Genomic DNA, 18422 nt, shown 5'->3' with positions numbered 1-18422 from the left:
GGCTCAGCGCTCCGGTGATTTTGACGAATCAGTCTGCGGGACAACCGAATCGACATCAGTCGACTCCGATCCACCGGCGACGTCGGCGGGCTGACCGGCCACCGGCGACGCCGAGCCGCGGTCACTGATCGGTAATGCGACCGCCCCGAATCCGGAATCGTCCACGGTCGGCGGAAGCGCCTGCGGAGACCAGTCGCCGATCACCGGCGGACCGACCAGCGGCAGATCACCGACGATCTCACGCCCGTTCTCGCCGTCGCTGAGATAGTGGGCCGGTCGATGACGGGTATCGCGCGAACGGGCCCCGCCGGCACCCGGGCCGGCCCCGGGCCCGGTCGTCGGCCGCATCGCACCGCCGGGAGATCCCGGTGTTCCGGCCCCGGCCGCGCCGGCCGCGGGAGTACCCGCCAAGGTCGATGGTGGAGCGAAAGCGGTTGGCGGAAGGGAGATCACGCCCTCGGGAAGTCCGGTTCCGCCCGCAGTGGCGCCCTCGGGACCACCCGCTGCACTCGCGGTGCCGCGCCCCGAGACCGGTACCGCCGCTCCCGGTGTGACCGGGCTACCGAGGCCCCCGCGGGTCAACGTCGACGGATCGTTGCCGCCACCGCGGTATCCCGATGGTCCCGACCCACCGCCGCCGCCCGCCGTCGACGCCGGGCCGGCTGTGGGAACGGCAGTGGTCGGGGTGTCACCACCCGTCGGGCCGCCACCGCCATCGGGTCCGCCTCCGGGGCCTGATGGTCCGGTGTCGTCGATGTCGGTGAGTGATGCCGACTGCTGGGTGCCCGACGGTCCCGATCCGGATGTCGACGTGCCATCCGCAGAGCTGGAACCACCGCGCACACCTGAGTACGAATCGGTGCCGATTGGTCCTGCGGGACCGGGCAATGCGGCCGCCGCACCGACAATCGGTCCGCCGTAGGTGCCCCGCATGATGCTGCGCACCTGTGAACGGACCGCAGCGGCATCCTCGGGATGATCCTGCAACCGGATCCGGTATGCCTCGAGCAGCGGCTTCTGACCATGTGTCGCGCCGAGGATGCCCGCCGCCTCGGTCATTGCCGCCGCGCTACCGCGCGCGTCGGCAACACTGGCCGACATCTCGCCCCCGAGACGGAGCGCGGCGTCGACCGCACCCCGTGCGGCCTGACCCATCAGCACCCCGTCGTCGGTGAAGCCGTTCAACAGGGCGTGGGCGATCCCTTCCACTTTCTCGATGGCGACGAGCACCGCGTCGGCGTCGCCCTGAGCGGCACCCTGCTTCATCGAGGCGATGATGGTGAGGATCTCGGTGATCGACATCGACCCCCAGTCGGTGCTGCCGCAGTCCGCCGGGCGCTCACCACTGCGCCGGGCATTGCGATCGCCGTCACCGGTCACCCTGTCTCCCCCAGCACTGTCTCCCCCATCACCTCGTCGGCATCGTGAGCGACCCTACCGGCCCCCGAGCAACCGAGCAGGACGAATCGGACACCTGTGCATGGATCGGAGCCGATGGCGCACAGAGACAGGACCCGTGGGAACAGGTCAGTCCAGATCGTCGTGTCGCACGAGCTGCCGGGCCGCCTCGGTCACCGACCCCGAGAGTGACGGGTACACCGAAAACGTCTGTGCCAGATCGGAAACGGTCAGTTTGTTCTGCACCGCCAGTGCTATCGGCAGGATGAGTTCCGAGGCGTTGGGGGCGACCACCACACCGCCGATCACCACACCGGTGGCGGGCCGACAGAAGATCTTCACGAAGCCACGGCGCAGGCCGCTCATCTTGGCGCGCGGGTTGGTGGCCAACGGCAGCATCACCGTGCGTGCCGGATACTCACCGGAATCGATGGCGTTCTGGGACACACCAACGGTGGCGATCTCGGGCCGGGTGAAGATCGCCGAGGCGACGGTCTTGAGTTTGATCGGGCTCACGCCCTCGCCGAGGGCGTGGTACATCGCGATCCGGCCCTGCATGGCCGCGACCGACGCGAGCGGGAACAGTCCGGTGCAGTCACCGGCCGCGTAGATACCGGTCACAGACGTCCGCGAGACGCGGTCGACGGTGATGTAACCGCCGCGATGGGTCTCGACACCGGCGCGGTCGAGGCCGAGGTCGTCGGTGTTGGGAACCGATCCGACGGTCATCAGCACATGCGATCCGGTGACGCTGCGGCCGTCGGCGAGGTACGCGGTCACCGAGTCGCCGGTCCGCACGACCTTGTCGGCGCGCGCGTGCTTGACCAATTCGACGCCACGTTCGGCGAGCGCCTCCTCCAGCACGAGTGCGGCGTCCTCGTCCTCGTGCGGCAACACGCGGTCACGGCTGGAGATCAGCGTCACCTTCACCCCGAGTTCGGTGTAGGCGTGCACGAATTCGGCACCCGTCACACCCGATCCGATCACGACCAGGTGTTCGGGCAACGCCTCGAGATCGTAGAGCTGCCGCCAGGTGAGGATGCGTTCGCCGTCGGGCTGCGCGTCGGGCAGCACACGCGGCGAGGCACCCGTCGCGATCAGGACGACGTCACCCTCGAATCGCTGGGTGGAGCCGTCGGCGAGGGTGGCGGTGACGGCGTGTGTGGACACCCCGACCTGCGGCCCCTCCAGGGCCGCGGTGCCGGAGACCAGCGTGACGCCCTCGCTGATGAGTCGCGATCGGATGTCGGCGGACTGGGCGAATGCCAGATCACGGACTCGCTGATGGATCGACGGCAGCGTCACCAACGTGTCATCGGTGCGCAAATTGATACCGAGGTCGACGGCGCGTCGGACCTCGGTGCGAATGCCGGTGGACGCGATGAACGTCTTGGACGGCACGCAGTCCCACAGCACGCAGGCACCGCCGATGCCGTCGGAGTCGATCACGGTGGTGTCGGCGCCGTACGCGGCCGCGGCCAGAGCCGCCTCATAGCCTGCGGGGCCTCCGCCCATGATCACGATCCTGGTCACGTCCATCACTCCTGTTCGGGCCAAAAGACACTTGTCGCCTCCGCTGACCAACCTAGGCCATCGACGATCATTCCTCGTGCGCACCGTTACCGATTTCCGCGTCGTACCGCGGTCGGCGATCACCGCGTGCATCGTGCGGCGGCGTCCGGCGTAATACGATCGTCGTGGCCGCAGGTGCACCGGTGGCGGCAAATCGATGAGGTCGGGCTCCATCCCGGCGGGAAAGTGCAGGTCAGAGGCGACTATGCCGATCTACGCAGCGTACGGTTCGAACATGGATCCCGAGCAGATGGCGCTGCGCGCCCCACACTCGCCGATGTCGGGAACCGGATGGCTGCACGGCTGGCGACTGACCTTCGGTGGCGGCGACATTGGGTGGGAAGGATCACTGGCCACCGTCACCGAGGACCGCGACGATCCCGACGCGAAGGTCTTCGTCGTCCTCTACGACGTCCCGACCGAGGACGAGGACAACCTCGACCGGTGGGAAGGCTCCGAACTCGGCATCCACCGCAAGATCCGGGCACGGGTGAAGACCGCCGACGGCGGGGTCCTGGCGTGGATGTACGTCCTCGACGCCTACGAGGGCGGCCTGCCCTCGGCCCGCTATCTCGGTGTGATGGCCGACGCCGCCGAGGTGGCCGGCGCGCCGGCCGACTACGTGCAGGATCTACGCCTGCGCGAAGCCCGCAACGTCGGCCCCGGTCCGGGCGCCCCCGAAGGTTGAGAGTCCCGAAGGCTGAGCGTCCCGAAGGCTGAGACCCCCGAGCCCGACACCGGCGATCTCAGGTCGGCGGGCCCGGCGATCCGACGAACACCACGCCGGCAAGTGTGCGCACGCCGACGTCGAGGGCCCGTTCGTCGATGTCGAAGGTGGGCTGGTGCAGATCGAGTTGCGGTCCGAGACCATTCCACACGCCGAGCCGACCCATCGCTCCGGGCACCTGCTCGAGGTACCACGAGAAGTCCTCGCCGCCCGGTGATTGCGGGGTGTCGGCGACGGCGGTGGGACCGAGGGTGGCCACCGATGCGGCCAGCACCTCCACCGCGAGCGGGTCGTTGACGACCGGCGGTACGCCACGAAAGTACGACAGGTCATACGAAACTCGTAGCGGCGCAAGGATTTCGCCGATGACGCTACGCACCAACGGCTCCATGTCGGCCCAGGTGCCGTGCTCTCCGGTGCGTACGGTTCCGCGCAGCATCCCTTCTTGCGGGATCGCGTTGGGGGCGTTGCCGGCATGCGCTGCCCCCCATGCCATCACGGTGCCCGATCGCGGATCGATCCGCCGCGACAGGATGCCCGGCAGCCCGGTGATGACGGCGCCCATCGCGTAGACCAGATCGCCGGTCAGATGCGGGCGTGAGGTGTGCCCGCCGGGTGAGCGCAGTTGGAGTTCGATGTGGTCGGCGGCGGAGGTGAGTGCGCCCTCGCGCAGTCCGACCGAACCGACCGGCAGGCGCGGATCGCAGTGCAGCGCGTAGATCCGGCTCACCCCTTCGGTGACTCCGGCGGCCACCGCGTCGAGGGCACCGCCGGGCATCACCTCTTCGGCCGGCTGGAACACCAGCCGGACCCCGACGGGCAGCTCGGGCGCCGAGGCCAGCGCAGCCGCGGTCCCCAGCAGGATTGCGGTGTGCGCGTCGTGACCGCACGAGTGCGACACCCCGTCGACCGTGGAACTGAACGCCAGCCCGGTGTGCTCGGTGATCGGCAACGCGTCCATGTCGGCGCGCAGGGCTATCCGTTGACCGGTGTTCGGGCCCAGATCACAGACCACGCCGGTACCCAACGGGAGCCGACGCGGGGCAAGGCCGAGCGCGGTCAGTTCGGCCATCACCAGTTCGGTGGTCGCGACCTCCTGCCTGGACAATTCGGGATGGGCGTGGATGTGTCTGCGCCAGCCGACCAGTTGATCGCGGTGGCTGGCCAGCCAGGTGTCGATCACACCGCCGGACGGATCACCGATCTCGGCCTGCGTCACCACATTTCTCCTTCCATCCACCGGGAAATCCACCGCTGCGTCGGCTCAGAGCAGTTCGGGCGGCGTCGGCACCGCGAGGTCGTCCAAGAGCGGCCATCGCAGCCCACGCTTGATCAAGGTCTGCGTGGGCCCGGCCAGCGGGGCCCGCTGCACCGCGACCTCGACGGCCCGGTTGAGCAGTTCGTCGACGGCCACGGCCTCGTCGACGATGCCGGCGGTGACGGCGTCATCGGCGCCGTAGCGGCGGGCCGTCAGCATCGCCTCGGTGGCCGTACGCTCGGGCAACCGCGTACGCAGCAGCGCGGCCATCCCCCGGGTGAACGGCATGTTGAGCGCCGCTTCCGGGAGCGACCAGTAGCCGCGTTCGGTGCGCATGATCAGGTGGTCGGCGCACAGGGCGAGCATCGCGCCCGCACCGAAGGCGTGTCCGTTGATCGCGGCCACGGTGGGCACCGGCAACGTCAGCACCTTGGTGTAGAGCGCGTGAACCGAATCCAGATAGGCGGGCAACTCCGCGGCGTGCGCGGCGATGTGGTCGGTATCCAGTCCGTTGGTGAAGAACTTTCCGGTCGCAGTGATGACCAGGGCCTTGGCGCCACCGGCGACGGCGTCGTCGAGCAACGCGCTCGTCTTCTCGATCCACGCGGGGGCAAACCGGTTCTCCGGATTCGTCTCGTCGAGTTCGACCCCCGGGGCACCGAGGAACAGTTCGGCGACGTCGGCGGCGGTGGGCTCCGCGCTCAGGAAAGGCATGAGCAGACCTTATCGCCTGCGCACACGCGCTCTCCGGGCGCCGGGCAGGCGCGGATCGGAGGTCATAGGGTGAGACATATGGATCCCACTCTTGACCCCGACGCCGCCGCGATCGCGGCGGCCGCCACCATCGCCACCGAAACCGATTGTGCCGCACACGATGTCGCACTGGTCCTGGGATCCGGGTGGGCGCCGGCCGCCGATGCCTTCGGCACACCGATCGCGACGCTGCCGATGTCGGCGGTGCCCGGTTTCACCGCACCCAAGGCCGCCGGGCACGGCGGGACGATCCGGTCGGTGCACATCGGTGACCGCCGGGTCCTACTGATGCTCGGACGCATCCACGCCTATGAGGGCCATGACCTCGCGCGTGTGGTTCATCCGGTGCGCACCGCGGCGGCGGCCGGTGTGCACACCATCGTGCTCACCAACGCAGCGGGCGGGCTCCGCGACGGCATGTCGGTCGGCCAACCGGTCCTGATCGCCGATCATCTGAACCTCACTGCCCGCTCGCCACTTGTCGGCGCTCAGTTCGTCGACCTCGTCGACGCCTACTCGCCGAGGTTGCGCGAGGTGGCACGCGAGGTCGACCCCACGCTCGCCGACGGCGTCTATGCAGGGCTGCCCGGCCCGCACTACGAGACGCCGGCGGAGATCCGCATGCTGCGCACCCTCGGCGCCGACCTCGTCGGAATGTCCACTGTGCACGAGACGATCGCCGCACGCGCCGCCGGACTCGAGGTGCTCGGGGTGTCACTGGTGACGAACCTGGCGGCCGGCATCACCGGCGAGCCGCTCGATCATGCCGAGGTCCTCGACGTGGGTCGCGCGTCGGCCGCGCACATGGGTGAGTTGCTGGCGACAGTCGTCGGCAGGCTCTGACCGCCAACAATCGCGGACCTTCGACAAGCCCTGTTATTCGACAAAGCCCCGACATCCGCGCGGTCACAAATGTCGGGGTTGTCACTGCGGTACCGTTCGCACCAATCGTCACCGCGCATCCCAGGGAGGTTCCCATGAGCTATCCGCCGGGAGATCCAGGTGGTTATCCGCCTGGCGAGGGTTACCCGTCGGGCGGTGGGTACCCGACGCCGCCTCCGCAGGGATACGGGCCGGGCTATCCGCCGCCGCGGTCACCGTGGTCGTCGCCGCTGGTGATCGCTGCCATCGTGGTGGGTGTGCTCGTGGTGATCGGTGCTGGGGTCGGCGCGTACTGGCTGACCCGGGGTTCGGACTCCTCTGATTCGGCGGCCGATTCGGCGTCGACGTCGGTTGCGAGCGCCTCGACGCAGACCGTCACCAGTACGGTCACCGGTCCCGGGGGCGCCTCGGGTCCGACGGGCGTACCGACCACGACGACACAGCCGCAGGTGCGACCCAACCCCACCGTCTCGGGCGCCGACTGGCAGGGCTTCCTGTCCGGCCCGCGATGCAACGCCGCCGACGATCCGGCGATCGTCATCGGCCGCACCAGCCGATCACAGGTGGTGATCTGTCAGGTCGGCAACCAGACCGGGCGTTGGTATTACAAGGGTCTCGCCGACGGCAATCCCATCGAGATCGGGTATCCGCAGATGGTGGGCGCCACCTACGTGGCGCGCAACGGCGCGGTCACCTACACCGTTTCGCCGTCGGCGCTGGTCATCTCCGAGAACGGCGCGACGCTGGCCACCGAGCCGATGCTGGAGTACTGGTCGTCGAACTGACGCCCCCGCGTACCGGGTTCGTCGGTCGAGGTCTACAACTGAACGAATGTCCGCCGTTCTCGACGCCTCCCACATCGATGTCATCCGGAGTTCCCGGGCCCTGCTGCACGATGTCGACCTCGTCGTGCAGCCCGGTGAGCACTGGGCGCTACTCGGCCCCAATGGCGCGGGCAAGTCGACGTTGATGGCGATCCTCGGGGCCCGCTCGCACCCGACCACCGGGGTCGTCGACGTGCTCGGTAAACGCCTGGGTCGCGTCGACATGCGCGAATTGCGCACCCACATCGGGCATGTCGATCCGCGCTGGCGCATCGACGTGCCGATCTCGGCGCACGATGTGGTCCTGACCGGGCTGACCAACACCCCCGAACTGGACCGGCGCCACGACTACACCGACGACGAACATGCCCGCGCCGACGAATTGTTGGAGATGCTGGGGATGAGCGAGCGCCGGGATTCGTTGTGGCCGGTCATGAGTCAGGGCGAACGTGGTCGCACGCTGATCGCGCGGGCGCTGATGCCGCGTCCGGCGTTGCTGCTGCTCGACGAGCCGGCCACCGGCCTCGATCTCGCAGCCCGCGAGAAACTGCTGTCGGCGATCGATCGGCTGCGCGGCGACGTCGCCGATCTCGCCAGCGTGCTGGTCACCCATCACCTCGAGGATCTTCCTGCGAGCACCACGCACGCGATGCTGCTGCGGGAGGGGAAGGTGGTTGCCGCGGGCACCGTGGAGGCGACCCTGACGTCGGCGACGATCAGCACCTGCTTCGATCACCCGGTCACGGTGCGCCGCCACCAGGGCCGGTGGTCGGCGGTGGCCACCTGAGTCCTGCGCGGGGCGCGGTCAGCGCGGACCGAACTGGCGGTCGCCGGCGTCGCCCAGGCCCGGCACGATGTAGGACGCCTCGTTGAGACCGTCGTCGACGGCCCCCACCACCAGGCGCACCGGATGGCCCGACTTCTCCAGCGCCGCAACACCTTCGGGTGCGGCCACCACACACAGCACGGTGATGTCGGTGGCGTTGCGTGCAACCAGGAGTTCGATGGTGTGCAACATCGACCCGCCGGTCGCCAACATCGGGTCGAGCACGAACACCGGCTGACCGGCGAGATCGTCGGGCAGCGATTCGAGGTAGGGCACCGGTTTGGCGGTCGCCTCGTCGCGGGCCACGCCGACGAATCCGACGAGCGCCTCGGGCACCATCGCATGCGCCTGCTCGACCATGCCCAAGCCTGCCCGCAGCACCGGAACGAGCAACGGCGGCTTGGCAAGTCGCGAGCCGGGGCACGTGGTGATGGGTGTCTGGATGGTCACCTGCTCGCTCGGCGCATCCGCCAACGCCTCGTACACGAGCATCTGCGTCAGGTCCGACAGCGCGGCTCGGAAGGCCGCGTTGTCGGTGCCCTTGTCGCGCATCGTCGTCAGTCGCGCTGCGGCCAATGGATGATCGACGACCTGCACGGGCAACGTTCGCCCGGCCTGGGCGCTCTCGGACCCGGGTCGTTCGGGTTCGGATTGTTCGGGCACAGGGTGTTCGGGCTGGGGGTGAACCGGCATGGGGAAACCATAGTGGGCGGCGGTTGCTGCGGCCTCGTGACCGGACTCATCGGGCCTCGCCGCACGGGTCGGCGATTCGATGGAACCAGAGCGCCGGCCGTTGCGTCCAAATCTGCATGATCGAACAACTCTCCGTATCCCCCGCGGCGCTGTCCGCCCATGCCGCCGGCGAGGCGGGTACCGCGGCCCGGATCGGCGCCCACGCGGTCGCCACCGACCTCACACCCCTCGCGCTGACCTTCGGGCTGATCGGCGCGGACTTCCTCACCACGCTGGGTCGGGTCCTCGACAGCAGGCGCGCCCGACTGAACGCCGTCGCCGGCCGGCACCTGGCCCTGTCCGACGAAAGTGCCGCTGCGGCGGCCGCGTACACCGGCATCGACGACATGTCGGCCGCGACCTTGTCGATCGCCGGTGGGCCCGTCGCGGAGGTGGACGCCTGATGACATCGGCCGACCTGTTGATCGCTCCGCTACGAATCCTGGTGACGGCGTTGGGAACCGGTGTGCTGCCGGGTGACGATCCGGTCAGTGCCATCGCCGCCCTCGCTCCGGATCTGGCATCGACCCGCGACGACGCAATCGCCGCCGTAGTCAGACTCGGCACCGAATGGCAGGGGCGCGGCGCCGAGGCCGCCCAGGCGGCGTCGGCGGTGACCGCCGGACGCACCACCGCGATCAGCGGTGACGACGCGCAGATCGTGACGTTGACGCAGTCCGCAGCCCAGCGGGTGCACGGCGCCGCCCGTCAGCTCGAGTCGCTGATGGACTCGTTCGATCGGGCTGCCCGCGCCCTCGGTGCCGATCTGTTCACCCCCACCGGACTCGCGGTACTGCTACCGCTGGCGATCGATCACGTCGGCCGTGGCGTGGCGGTCGTCGAACGGACCCGGGCGGAACTCGCCGCCGACACCGCCGCGCTGGCCGAACTCGCTCGCCACGACGCGCCCGCCCCGGTCGCCCGTACGGGCGGCCCCGGTGGACGACCCGCCGAGGGTGGGGTCCCCGACGGCGGGGTCGCGATCACCCTGCCCGATGGGTCGATCGCCTACGCCCCGAACGAGCGCGCCGCCGCAGCGGTGCGTGCGGCATTGAGCCAGCAGGGCGTGCCCTACGTGTGGGGCGGCACCGATCCCAGTGGTTTCGACTGCAGCGGCCTGACCCAGTGGGCCTATCGGCAGGCCGGCCTGGAACTGCCGCGCCTGGCCCAGGAGCAGGACACCGCCGGATTCGCGGTGGCCCAAGCCGATCTGATGCCCGGTGACCTCGCGGTCTGGGACGGACACGTCGCGATGTACGTGGGTAACAATCAGCTCGTGGAGGCCGGGGATCCCGTACAGGTCTCACCGCTGCGGACGACGAATGCCGGCCAGGGATTTCAGGGGTTCTACCGTCCGCGATGAGTGTCGATGCAGAAGTTCACCTGCCCGTCGTGGGGCCGGTATGGCGCTCACAGGCGCGATCGCTACGCTGTGACGTCATGGCCGGAGACATTGTCCCCATCGAGCTCGGACTGACCGACGGAAACAGCTTCACGCTGTGGGCACCCCGCTGGCGGGAGGGCGACGACGAGTGGGAGGCATTCCTCGGACTCGACGAGGACCTCTACGTCTTCGGCAGCGTTGCCGAGCTGGTCGCCTTCATCCGCACCGACGACGACAACGATCTCGTCGAGCACCCTGCCTGGGAGACCGTCAAGGGTCTGCAGGCCGACGAGCTGGTCCCCGACGACCGCCATTCCTATGACCTGGTGGGCGTCCCCGAACTGGCCGCCGAGGACCCGACACCGGAGGTGATCGCCGAACTCGAGGACGCACTGGAGATCGTGCGCATCCTCGGCGAGGTCTGCGAGCTGACCGTCATCACCAAGTTCTTCAATGGCAACCCGATCCTCGGTGCGGTGACCACCGGCACCCGCAACTTCGAGGGCCGCGACGGCACCGACCTGTGGGTGCGCATCGGCCGGCTCATCGCCAAGCACTGGGACAACGTGCTCGACGCGATCGACGAGGTGATCAGCACACCCGAGGTCGACAAGGCAGCGGTGACCACCGCCGAGGCCGAACTCGAGGCCGCCGCCTCCGCCGAGGACGAGGACGAGCCCGACGAGGATCTGGACCTCGTCGGCGACGCCGACACCGAGTCGGACGATTCCGAGACCGATCTCGCCGACGGCACCGACGACGAGGAAGAAGAGGACACCGACGACGAAATCGACGACGACGATTTCTGGGCGTCGGTGGGCATCGACCCGATTCGTATCGTGACCGGCACCGGTGAGTTCCTCTCGTTGCGGTGCTACCTCGGTGACGATCCGGTGTTCCTCGGTGACGACGGCAAGATCTTCGTTTTCGCCTCCCCGCGCGCGCTGTCGAAGTTCCTCGCCGAGGACAACTCTCATGACCTCTCGGGTGTGTCGACGTTCGACGAGGTCCGCGTCGCCGCGACCGACGGCTCCCTGGAGTTCGACGTCATCGACGACAACGTCTACGTGCTGCCCGGCCTCGTCGAGGACATCACCGACGGTCCCCGGCGCATCGATCGCAATCAACTGGAGTTGGCGGTCGAATTGTTTACCGACGCAGCCGATTACGCCGGTGACGACTCGGTGGCCGAAGCGCTGGGCTCGACGACCCCACTGGGCTGGTTCGTCGACTACGCCACCAACCCCGACCCCAAGCGGATGGCGCCGAGCCCCCCGTTCGACAACGAGGCCGAGGCGTGGCGGGCCCTCGAGCACGAGTTCGAGGATCGGCTCGTCAAGAAGCGGTGACCGATCCCCGTCGGCGCCGGTTCCGGGTGATCTTGTGCCCGGACTGCGGGCACAACATCACCCGGAAGGGCTGCCGCGGGCCTCAGCCCTGCAGCAGCACCGCGTAGCCGGGCTTGATGACGTCGTCGATGAACGCCAGCCGCTCGTCGAAGTGGATGAACGCCGATTTCATCGCATTGACCGTGAATCGCTCGAAATCGGCCCAGCCGTAACCGAATTGGTCGGAGAGTTTCGCGAACTCCTTGCTCATGGTGGTGTCGCTCATGAGCCGGTTGTCGGTGTTGACGGTGACGCGGAAACGCAGCCGGGCCAGAACGTTGAACGGATGCTGCGCCAGCGACGCCACCGCACCGGTCTGCACGTTCGAACTCGGGCACAGCTCGAGCGGAATCCGCTTGTCGCGCACGATATTCGCGATCAAACCGAGTTCGGCACCGGGAAACGAATCATCATCGGGTTGCGCGCCGGGCGGCAGGGTGATGTCGTCGATCACCCGCACCCCGTGTCCGAGCCGGTCGGTACCACAGAAACCGATCGCCTCGTGGATCGACGGCAGCCCGAACGCCTCGCCCGCATGGATGGTGAACGGTGCGCAGTTTGCCCGCATGTACTCGAAGGCGTCGAGATGGCGACTCGGCGGGTGACCGGCCTCGGCACCGGCGATGTCGAACCCCACCACCCCGCGGTCGCGATACCGCACAGCCAGTTCGGCGATCTCACGGGAGCGCGCAGCGTGGCGCATCGCGGTGACCAGGCACCGCACGGCGATCGGGCGACCGGACCCCGCGGCGGTCCGCTCGCCCTGGGCGAACCCGCGCAACACCGCCTCGACGACCTCGTCGAGCTCCAGCCCACGCTCGAGGTGCTGTTCGGGTGCGTAGCGGACCTCGGCGTAGACGACGCCGTCGGCGGCGAGGTCCTCCACACATTCGGCCGCGACCCGCTCGAGCGCACCGACTGTCTGCATGACGCCCACGGTGTGGGCGAAGGTCTCCAGATAGCGCTCCAACGAACCACTGTCTGCCGCGTCACGGAACCACACCGCGAGGTCGTCGGCCGTCTCCGCCGGTAGCTCGTCGTAACCGGTCTCACGGGCCAACTCCAACACGGTCGACGGCCGCAGGCCGCCGTCGAGGTGATCGTGCAACAGCACCTTGGGCGCGAGGGTCAGGGCAGCGGGATCGAGCGGGGAACGCGGCGGCATCGACGTCATGATCCGAACCTAACGTGTTCGATCACCAGCGGCCGGGCGACATCAGCGGGATCGAGTTCGGCACCGGGGCCGCCGGAGTTCGGCTCGGCGGCAATGTCGACCGCCCCGACCAACGCCGCCCGCGCGGGACCGAACCGTTCCGGTGTTGCGGTGTGCAGCGTGAACAGCGCCGCACCCGCCTCGACGAACTCTCCGGGACGCGTGTGCCACTGCACCCCGGCCTCGGACTGCACGGCCTCACCGGGCACCGACCGCCCGGCACCCAGTCGCCAGGCGGCGTCGCCGACCGCTCGCGCATCCAGTCGTCGCACACGACCGGATGTCTCGGCGACGACGACGTCGGTGTGCCGGGCCCGGGGCAGCGGTGCATCCGGGTCGCCGCCCTGCGCGGCGATCATCGCGCGCCAGGAGTCCATCGCGCGCCCGTTGCGCAGATGGTCGGCAGGGTCGAGGTCGGAGATCCCGGCTGCGGCAAGCATCTCCCGCGCCAGGGCCACCGTCAGCTCGACGACGTCGGCGGGCCCGCCGCCGGCTAGCACCTCGAGTGATTCGGCGACCTCGACGGCGTTGCCCGCGCAGCGTCCGAGCGGGGTGTCCATGTCGGTCAGCAGCGCCGAGGTCGCCACCCCGGCGCGATGTCCGAGCTCGACCATGGTGGTCGCGAGTTCGCGGGCGGAGTCGAGTTCGGGGAGGAACGCCCCCGAGCCGACCTTGACGTCGAGCACCAGCGCGCCGGTGCCCTCGGCGATCTTCTTGCTCATGATCGAGCTGGCGATCAACGGGATCGATGCGACGGTGCCGGTGATGTCCCGCAACGCATAGAGCAGACGATCGGCGGGTGCAAGGTCGGGACTCGCCGCGCAGACCACCGCACCCACCGCCTCGAGCTGACTGAGTATCTCGTCCATCGACAGGTCCGCACGCCATCCCGAGATGGACTCCAGCTTGTCCAGCGTGCCGCCGGTGTGCCCGAGGCCTCGGCCCGACAGTTGGGGCACCGCAACACCATACGAGGCCACCAGGGGCGCGAGCGGCAGGGTGATCTTGTCCCCCACCCCGCCGGTGGAATGCTTGTCGACGGTGCGAAGCGACCGACCGTCGCGGCGCAGATCGCCGAAGTCCGCGCGCCGCCCGCTGTCGATCATCGCCTGCGTCCAGGTGGCGATCTCACGACGGTCCATGCCGCGCAGCACGATCGCCATCAGCAACGCCGACATCTGCTCCGGCGCGACCGATCCCCGCGTGTAGCCGTCGACGACCCACCGGATCTGGCCGTCGCTCAGCGAACCGCCGTCGCGTTTGGTGGCGATCACCGAGATCGGATCGATGATCTCGGGGTTCATCGCCGCCCTCCGTCGCTGTCGAGGGTTCCGGCGCTGTCGAGGGTTCCGGCGCCGAGATCGTCGGGCCCGAATGCGTACGGCAACAATCCGGCGAGCCGCAGGGGCCCGTCGGCATGGTCGACGAGCAGATCGGGCCCGCCGAACTCCCAGAGCACCTGTCGGCACCGTCCGCACGGCATCAGCACCACCCCACGCGAGTCGCAGACGCTCACCGCACGCAGTCGTGATCGGCCCGATCCGATCAGTGCCGACACCAACGAGACCTCGGCGCAGACACCGAGTCCGTATGAGACATTTTCCACATTGCCACCGGCCACCATATCGCCCTCGACGGTGAGCCCGGCAGCACCGACCGGGAAGCGGGAGTAGGGCGCATATGCGCGGGCGATCATCTCATTCGCCTTGTGGCGCAACATCTTCCAATCGATTTCAGCAGACAGGGCAAACTCCCGGTGAACAGTGCGGGGCCGGATCACACTCACCGGCACATCGTCGAAGCAATGGTAAGGCAAACCTAAGTCGGAATCTCTTGTCGCCCAAATCTGTTCGGGCAGTTTTCGACCACCCTCAGCATAGGTTTAGAGTCTGTTGCATGGGTCCGTGGTGGAGCCTGAAGATGCAGGCTGCCACCAGAGTCCATCGACGATGTTGGAGGCCGATTTCGCAATGAGCACCCCGACCGACACCGCACCCGACCCGGTGCGCAAGCGATCTCTTTATCGAGGCGACCCCGGGATGTGGTCGTGGGTGCTCCACCGGATCACCGGTGTCACCATCTTCTTCTTCCTGTTCGTCCACGTTCTGGACACCGCGGTCATCCGGATCGATCCGAACAAGTATTCCGAGATCATCGAGACCTACAAGACGCCGATCATCGGCCTCATGGAGATCGGTCTCGTCGCCTGTGTGCTGTACCACGCCCTCAACGGCGTGCGCATCATCCTCGTCGACTTCTGGTCGAAGGGCGCCAAGTACCAGCGGCAGATGCTGTGGACGATCCTCACGCTGTTCGTGATCGTCTTCGCCGCCGCGGCGGTGCGGCTCCTGCAGATTCTCATCGAGCACTCGTTCTAGGAGAGATCACCGATGACCGCATCCTCCCCACACCTGGCCAAGACGCTCGGCACCGACTACGACCGGCCGGCCAGCCTCGACAATCCGCGCGCGCCGCGTGCCCGCAAGGGCGGCAACTTCGAGAAGTACGCGTGGCTGTTCATGCGCTTCTCCGGCCTGGCGCTGATCATCCTGACCATCGGGCACATGTTCATCATGTTGGCCTGGGACAACGGTGTGCACCGCATCGACGCCTCCTTCGTGGCGGCGCGGTGGAAGGAACCCTTCTGGCAGATCTGGGACCTGACGATGCTGTGGCTGGCCCAGTTGCACGGCGGCAACGGTGTGCGCACCGTCATCGCCGACTACTCGCGCAAGGACTCCACCCGGTTCTGGCTCAACGTGCTGCTCGGGATCTCGATGATCCTCGTGCTGGTGCTCGGTACCTACGCGCTTCTGACCTTTGACGTCAACAGCGTCAACTGACGCCACGGACTCTCGTCTCTGACGCCCCGCCCTCGTCGACTCCAGGAGATTCGAAACACATGCAGGAACACCGCTACGACGTCCTGATCGTCGGTGCCGGCGGCGCCGGGATGCGCGCGGCGATCGAGGCCGCCCCCCGCGCCCGCACCGCTGTGCTCACAAAGCTCTATCCCACCCGCAGCCACACCGGCGCGGCGCAGGGCGGCATGTGTGCCGCGCTGGCCAACGTCGAGGAGGACAACTGGGAGTGGCACACCTTCGACACCGTCAAGGGTGGTGACTACATCGTCGATCAGGACGCCGCCGAGATCATGGCCAAGGAGGCCATCGACGCGGTGCTCGACCTGGAGAAGATGGGTCTGCCGTTCAACCGCACCCCCGAGGGCCGCATCGATCAGCGACGTTTCGGTGGCCACACCCGCGATCACGGCAAGGCACCGGTCCGGCGTGCGTGTTACGCCGCCGACCGCACCGGCCACATGATCCTGCAGACGCTGTATCAGAACTGCGTCAAGCACGACGTCGAGTTCTTCAACGAGTACTACGCGCTCGATCTCTGCCTCAGCGAGAACGAGGCCGGCGAGCCCGTCGCCACCGGGATCGTCGCCTACGAGCTCGCCACCGGCGAGATCCACGTCTTCCACGCCAAGTCGATCATCTTCGCGACCGGCGGTTCGGGTCGTATGTACAAGACAACCTCCAACGCCCACACCCTCACCGGTGACGGCATGGGCATCGTGTTCCGCAAGGGACTTCCGTTGGAGGACATGGAGTTCCACCAGTTCCATCCGACCGGCCTGGCCGGGCTGGGCATCCTCATCTCCGAGGCGGTCCGCGGCGAGGGCGGCATCCTGCGCAACGTGGACGGCGAACGCTTCATGGAGCGCTACGCCCCCACCATCAAGGACCTTGCGCCTCGCGACATCGTCGCGCGCTCGATGGTCCTCGAGGTCCTCGAAGGCCGGGGCGCCGGCCCGAACAAGGACTACGTCTACATCGACGTGACGCACCTCGGCGAGGACGTCCTCAACGAGAAGCTCCCCGACATCACCGAGTTCGCCCGCACCTACCTCGGCGTCGACCCGGTGACCGAATGGGTGCCGGTGTTCCCGACCTGCCACTACGTGATGGGCGGCATCCCCACCACCATCGAAGGTCAGGTCCTGCGCAACGCGACCGATGTGGTCCATGGCCTCTATGCCGCCGGTGAGTGCGCGTGCGTGTCGGTGCACGGCGCCAACCGCCTGGGCACCAACTCGCTGCTCGACATCAACGTCTTCGGTCGTCGGGCCGGGATCGCCGCCGCGGAGTACGCCAACTCCGCCGAGCTCACCGAGCTGCCGGAGAACCCGACCGCGATGGTCGACGCGTGGCTCGAGACGATCCTGTCCGAGCACGGACACGAGCGGGTCGCCGACATCCGGACCGAGTTGCAGGCCTCGATGGACGCCAATGCGTCGGTGTTCCGCACCGAGGAGACCCTCAAGCAGGCGCTCACCGACATCCATGCGCTCAAGGAGCGCTACGCCCACATCCGTGTGCACGACAAGGGCAAGCGGTTCAACTCCGATCTGCTCGAGGCCATCGAACTCGGCTTCCTGCTGGAGATGGCCGAGGTCACCGTGGTCGGCGCGCTGAACCGCAAGGAGTCGCGTGGCGGCCACGCCCGCGAGGACTATCCCAACCGCGACGACGTCAACTACATGCGGCACACGATGGCCTACAAGAAGGGCGACGATCTGCTCAGCGACATCGAGCTGGATTGGAAGCCCGTCATCCAGACCCGCTACGAGCCGATGGAGCGTAAGTACTGATGACAGTGACCATGGAGAATCCGGCTCCCTCGTCCGACGATCCGCCATTGCCCGCGGTTCCGGACGAGGCGACGATGGTGACGCTGAAGATCTACCGGTTCAACCCGGAGAACCCCGACGCACAGGGTTTCGAGAGCTTCCGCGTCCCGGCCCTGCCGACCGACCGCCTCCTGAACCTGTTGCTCTATGTGAAGGGCTACCTCGACGGCACGCTCACCTTCCGGCGCAGTTGTGCCCACGGGGTGTGCGGCTCGGACGCCATGCGCATCAACGGCGTGAACCGGCTCGCCTGCAAGCTGCTGATGAAGGACTTGCTCCCGAAGGACAAGAACAAGGAGATCACCATCACCATCGAGCCCATCAAGGGGCTTCCGGTGGAGAAGGATCTCGTGGTCAACATGGAGCCGTTCTTCGACGCCTACCGGGCGATCAAACCGTTCCTGATCACCAGCGGCAACGAGCCGACCCGTGAGCGCATCCAGTCCGCGGCCGACCGCGCCCGTTTCGACGACACCACCAAGTGCATCCTGTGCGCGTGCTGCACCACCAGCTGCCCGGTGTTCTGGAACGAGGGCAGCTATTACGGCCCGGCAGCGATCGTCAACGCACACCGCTTCATCTTCGACAGTCGTGACGAGGGCGCCGTCGAGCGTCTCGACATCCTCAACGACATCGACGGCGTGTGGCGCTGCCGCACCACCTTCAACTGCACCGACGCCTGCCCGCGTGGCATCCAGGTCACCCAGGCGATCCAGGAGGTCAAGCGCGCACTCATGTTCTCGCGCTGACCTTTTCGCAGCTGACCGTT

19 protein-coding genes are annotated in these 18422 nt (G+C 67.9%); 11 read left to right on the top strand and 8 right to left on the bottom strand.

Annotated elements, in window-relative coordinates:
* Window positions 1-3 precede the first annotated feature (3 nt).
* The gene (locus AC5ZH6_RS09035; protein ID WP_496168949.1) at window positions 4-1380 is read right to left on the bottom strand and encodes a hypothetical protein; all 1377 of its coding nucleotides are present in this window, start codon (window positions 1378-1380) and stop codon (window positions 4-6) included.
* Between the two features lie 147 nt (window positions 1381-1527).
* The gene (locus AC5ZH6_RS09030; protein WP_035726770.1) at window positions 1528-2931 is read right to left on the bottom strand and encodes an NAD(P)H-quinone dehydrogenase; all 1404 of its coding nucleotides are present in this window, start codon (window positions 2929-2931) and stop codon (window positions 1528-1530) included.
* Between the two features lie 244 nt (window positions 2932-3175).
* Between AC5ZH6_RS09030 and AC5ZH6_RS09025 the strand changes: the two genes are divergently transcribed.
* Complete coding sequence (locus AC5ZH6_RS09025; protein WP_006367492.1) at window positions 3176-3658, top strand: gamma-glutamylcyclotransferase family protein; 483 nt, start codon at window positions 3176-3178, stop codon at window positions 3656-3658.
* Window positions 3659-3716: 58 nt separating this feature from the next.
* On the opposite strand, the gene AC5ZH6_RS09020 is transcribed toward AC5ZH6_RS09025, so the two are convergent.
* Both AC5ZH6_RS09020 and AC5ZH6_RS09015 read right to left on the bottom strand, forming a co-directional pair.
* Window positions 3717-4916: an amidohydrolase gene (locus tag AC5ZH6_RS09020; RefSeq protein ID WP_006367493.1), complete on the bottom strand. Its 1200-nt coding sequence runs from the start codon at window positions 4914-4916 to the stop codon at window positions 3717-3719.
* A gap of 45 nt (window positions 4917-4961) precedes the next feature.
* On the bottom strand, window positions 4962-5669 hold the full coding sequence (locus AC5ZH6_RS09015) for an enoyl-CoA hydratase/isomerase family protein (RefSeq protein ID WP_006367494.1): 708 nt from the start codon (window positions 5667-5669) through the stop codon (window positions 4962-4964).
* 78 nt (window positions 5670-5747) lie between these two features.
* Between AC5ZH6_RS09015 and AC5ZH6_RS09010 the strand changes: the two genes are divergently transcribed.
* The 3 genes from AC5ZH6_RS09010 to AC5ZH6_RS09000 all read left to right on the top strand — a co-directional run bounded on the left by AC5ZH6_RS09010 (window position 5748) and on the right by AC5ZH6_RS09000 (window position 8201).
* Window positions 5748-6551, top strand: a complete 804-nt coding sequence (locus AC5ZH6_RS09010; RefSeq protein WP_006367495.1) for a purine-nucleoside phosphorylase — start codon at window positions 5748-5750, stop codon at window positions 6549-6551.
* Window positions 6552-6685: 134 nt separating this feature from the next.
* The gene (locus AC5ZH6_RS09005) at window positions 6686-7375 is read left to right on the top strand and encodes a hypothetical protein (protein ID WP_006367496.1); all 690 of its coding nucleotides are present in this window, start codon (window positions 6686-6688) and stop codon (window positions 7373-7375) included.
* A gap of 46 nt (window positions 7376-7421) precedes the next feature.
* Entirely contained in the window at window positions 7422-8201 is a 780-nt protein-coding gene (locus AC5ZH6_RS09000; protein WP_006367497.1) for an ABC transporter ATP-binding protein, read from the top strand.
* Window positions 8202-8219: 18 nt separating this feature from the next.
* Here the strand turns inward: AC5ZH6_RS09000 and upp are convergent, their stop codons facing one another.
* Window positions 8220-8843 (bottom strand): uracil phosphoribosyltransferase, encoded by a 624-nt coding sequence (upp, locus tag AC5ZH6_RS08995; protein WP_014359538.1) that lies wholly within the window; start codon window positions 8841-8843, stop codon window positions 8220-8222.
* A gap of 206 nt (window positions 8844-9049) precedes the next feature.
* On the opposite strand from upp, the gene AC5ZH6_RS08990 reads away from it, so the two are divergent.
* From AC5ZH6_RS08990 to AC5ZH6_RS08980, 3 genes are all read left to right on the top strand, one after another.
* Entirely contained in the window at window positions 9050-9376 is a 327-nt protein-coding gene (locus AC5ZH6_RS08990; RefSeq protein WP_006367499.1) for a type VII secretion target, read from the top strand.
* Window positions 9376-10335, top strand: a complete 960-nt coding sequence (locus AC5ZH6_RS08985) for a C40 family peptidase (RefSeq protein WP_006367500.1) — start codon at window positions 9376-9378, stop codon at window positions 10333-10335. The genes AC5ZH6_RS08990 and AC5ZH6_RS08985 overlap by 1 nt, the downstream gene beginning before the upstream one ends.
* A gap of 77 nt (window positions 10336-10412) precedes the next feature.
* Complete coding sequence (locus tag AC5ZH6_RS08980; RefSeq protein ID WP_014359535.1) at window positions 10413-11705, top strand: SatS C-terminal domain-containing protein; 1293 nt, start codon at window positions 10413-10415, stop codon at window positions 11703-11705.
* An 82-nt stretch (window positions 11706-11787) separates the two neighbouring features.
* Here the strand turns inward: AC5ZH6_RS08980 and AC5ZH6_RS08975 are convergent, their stop codons facing one another.
* From AC5ZH6_RS08975 to AC5ZH6_RS08965, 3 genes are read right to left on the bottom strand one after another with little or no spacing between them, the layout of a single operon-like run.
* Complete coding sequence (locus tag AC5ZH6_RS08975) at window positions 11788-12918, bottom strand: adenosine deaminase (RefSeq protein WP_271355424.1); 1131 nt, start codon at window positions 12916-12918, stop codon at window positions 11788-11790.
* Window positions 12915-14261, bottom strand: a complete 1347-nt coding sequence (locus AC5ZH6_RS08970) for a thymidine phosphorylase (RefSeq protein WP_271355423.1) — start codon at window positions 14259-14261, stop codon at window positions 12915-12917. Before AC5ZH6_RS08970 ends, AC5ZH6_RS08975 begins: the two co-directional genes overlap by 4 nt.
* The gene (locus tag AC5ZH6_RS08965) at window positions 14258-14701 is read right to left on the bottom strand and encodes a cytidine deaminase (RefSeq protein ID WP_271355760.1); all 444 of its coding nucleotides are present in this window, start codon (window positions 14699-14701) and stop codon (window positions 14258-14260) included. The genes AC5ZH6_RS08970 and AC5ZH6_RS08965 overlap by 4 nt, the downstream gene beginning before the upstream one ends.
* A gap of 226 nt (window positions 14702-14927) precedes the next feature.
* Here AC5ZH6_RS08965 and sdhC point away from each other — a divergent pair, with 226 nt between their 5' ends.
* From sdhC to AC5ZH6_RS08945, 4 genes are read left to right on the top strand one after another with little or no spacing between them, the layout of a single operon-like run.
* On the top strand, window positions 14928-15335 hold the full coding sequence (gene sdhC, locus AC5ZH6_RS08960; protein WP_014359531.1) for a succinate dehydrogenase, cytochrome b556 subunit: 408 nt from the start codon (window positions 14928-14930) through the stop codon (window positions 15333-15335).
* 12 nt (window positions 15336-15347) lie between these two features.
* Window positions 15348-15800, top strand: a complete 453-nt coding sequence (locus AC5ZH6_RS08955; protein ID WP_006367506.1) for a succinate dehydrogenase hydrophobic membrane anchor subunit — start codon at window positions 15348-15350, stop codon at window positions 15798-15800.
* Window positions 15801-15859: 59 nt separating this feature from the next.
* A complete protein-coding gene (gene sdhA / locus AC5ZH6_RS08950) occupies window positions 15860-17614 on the top strand; it encodes a succinate dehydrogenase flavoprotein subunit (protein WP_006367507.1) in 1755 nt (584 codons plus the stop codon).
* Window positions 17614-18402: a succinate dehydrogenase iron-sulfur subunit gene (locus AC5ZH6_RS08945; RefSeq protein WP_006367508.1), complete on the top strand. Its 789-nt coding sequence runs from the start codon at window positions 17614-17616 to the stop codon at window positions 18400-18402. Before sdhA ends, AC5ZH6_RS08945 begins: the two co-directional genes overlap by 1 nt.
* Window positions 18403-18422 lie beyond the last annotated feature (20 nt).

The organism is Gordonia sp. YC-XJ4, assembly GCF_059511865.1.
The sequence above is the reverse complement of the archived record's forward strand: the minus strand, read 5'-3'. Positions and strand labels throughout refer to the sequence as shown.

Excerpts from the sequence above, each read along its gene's own strand:
- AC5ZH6_RS08955 (WP_006367506.1), top strand. The coding sequence starts at position 15,348 with ATGACCGCATCCTCCCCACACCTGGCCAAGACGCTCGGCACCGACTAC.
- AC5ZH6_RS09005 (WP_006367496.1), top strand. The coding sequence starts at position 6,686 with ATGAGCTATCCGCCGGGAGATCCAGGTGGTTATCCGCCTGGCGAGGGT.
- AC5ZH6_RS09025 (WP_006367492.1), top strand. The coding sequence starts at position 3,176 with ATGCCGATCTACGCAGCGTACGGTTCGAACATGGATCCCGAGCAGATG.
- sdhA (WP_006367507.1), top strand. The coding sequence starts at position 15,860 with ATGCAGGAACACCGCTACGACGTCCTGATCGTCGGTGCCGGCGGCGCC.
- AC5ZH6_RS08980 (WP_014359535.1), top strand. The coding sequence starts at position 10,413 with ATGGCCGGAGACATTGTCCCCATCGAGCTCGGACTGACCGACGGAAAC.
- AC5ZH6_RS09015 (WP_006367494.1), bottom strand. The coding sequence starts at position 5,669 with ATGCCTTTCCTGAGCGCGGAGCCCACCGCCGCCGACGTCGCCGAACTG.
- AC5ZH6_RS08985 (WP_006367500.1), top strand. The coding sequence starts at position 9,376 with ATGACATCGGCCGACCTGTTGATCGCTCCGCTACGAATCCTGGTGACG.
- AC5ZH6_RS08975 (WP_271355424.1), bottom strand. The coding sequence starts at position 12,918 with ATGACGTCGATGCCGCCGCGTTCCCCGCTCGATCCCGCTGCCCTGACC.
- AC5ZH6_RS09010 (WP_006367495.1), top strand. The coding sequence starts at position 5,748 with ATGGATCCCACTCTTGACCCCGACGCCGCCGCGATCGCGGCGGCCGCC.
- AC5ZH6_RS08945 (WP_006367508.1), top strand. The coding sequence starts at position 17,614 with ATGACAGTGACCATGGAGAATCCGGCTCCCTCGTCCGACGATCCGCCA.
- AC5ZH6_RS09000 (WP_006367497.1), top strand. The coding sequence starts at position 7,422 with ATGTCCGCCGTTCTCGACGCCTCCCACATCGATGTCATCCGGAGTTCC.
- sdhC (WP_014359531.1), top strand. The coding sequence starts at position 14,928 with ATGAGCACCCCGACCGACACCGCACCCGACCCGGTGCGCAAGCGATCT.
- AC5ZH6_RS08990 (WP_006367499.1), top strand. The coding sequence starts at position 9,050 with ATGATCGAACAACTCTCCGTATCCCCCGCGGCGCTGTCCGCCCATGCC.
- AC5ZH6_RS08970 (WP_271355423.1), bottom strand. The coding sequence starts at position 14,261 with ATGAACCCCGAGATCATCGATCCGATCTCGGTGATCGCCACCAAACGC.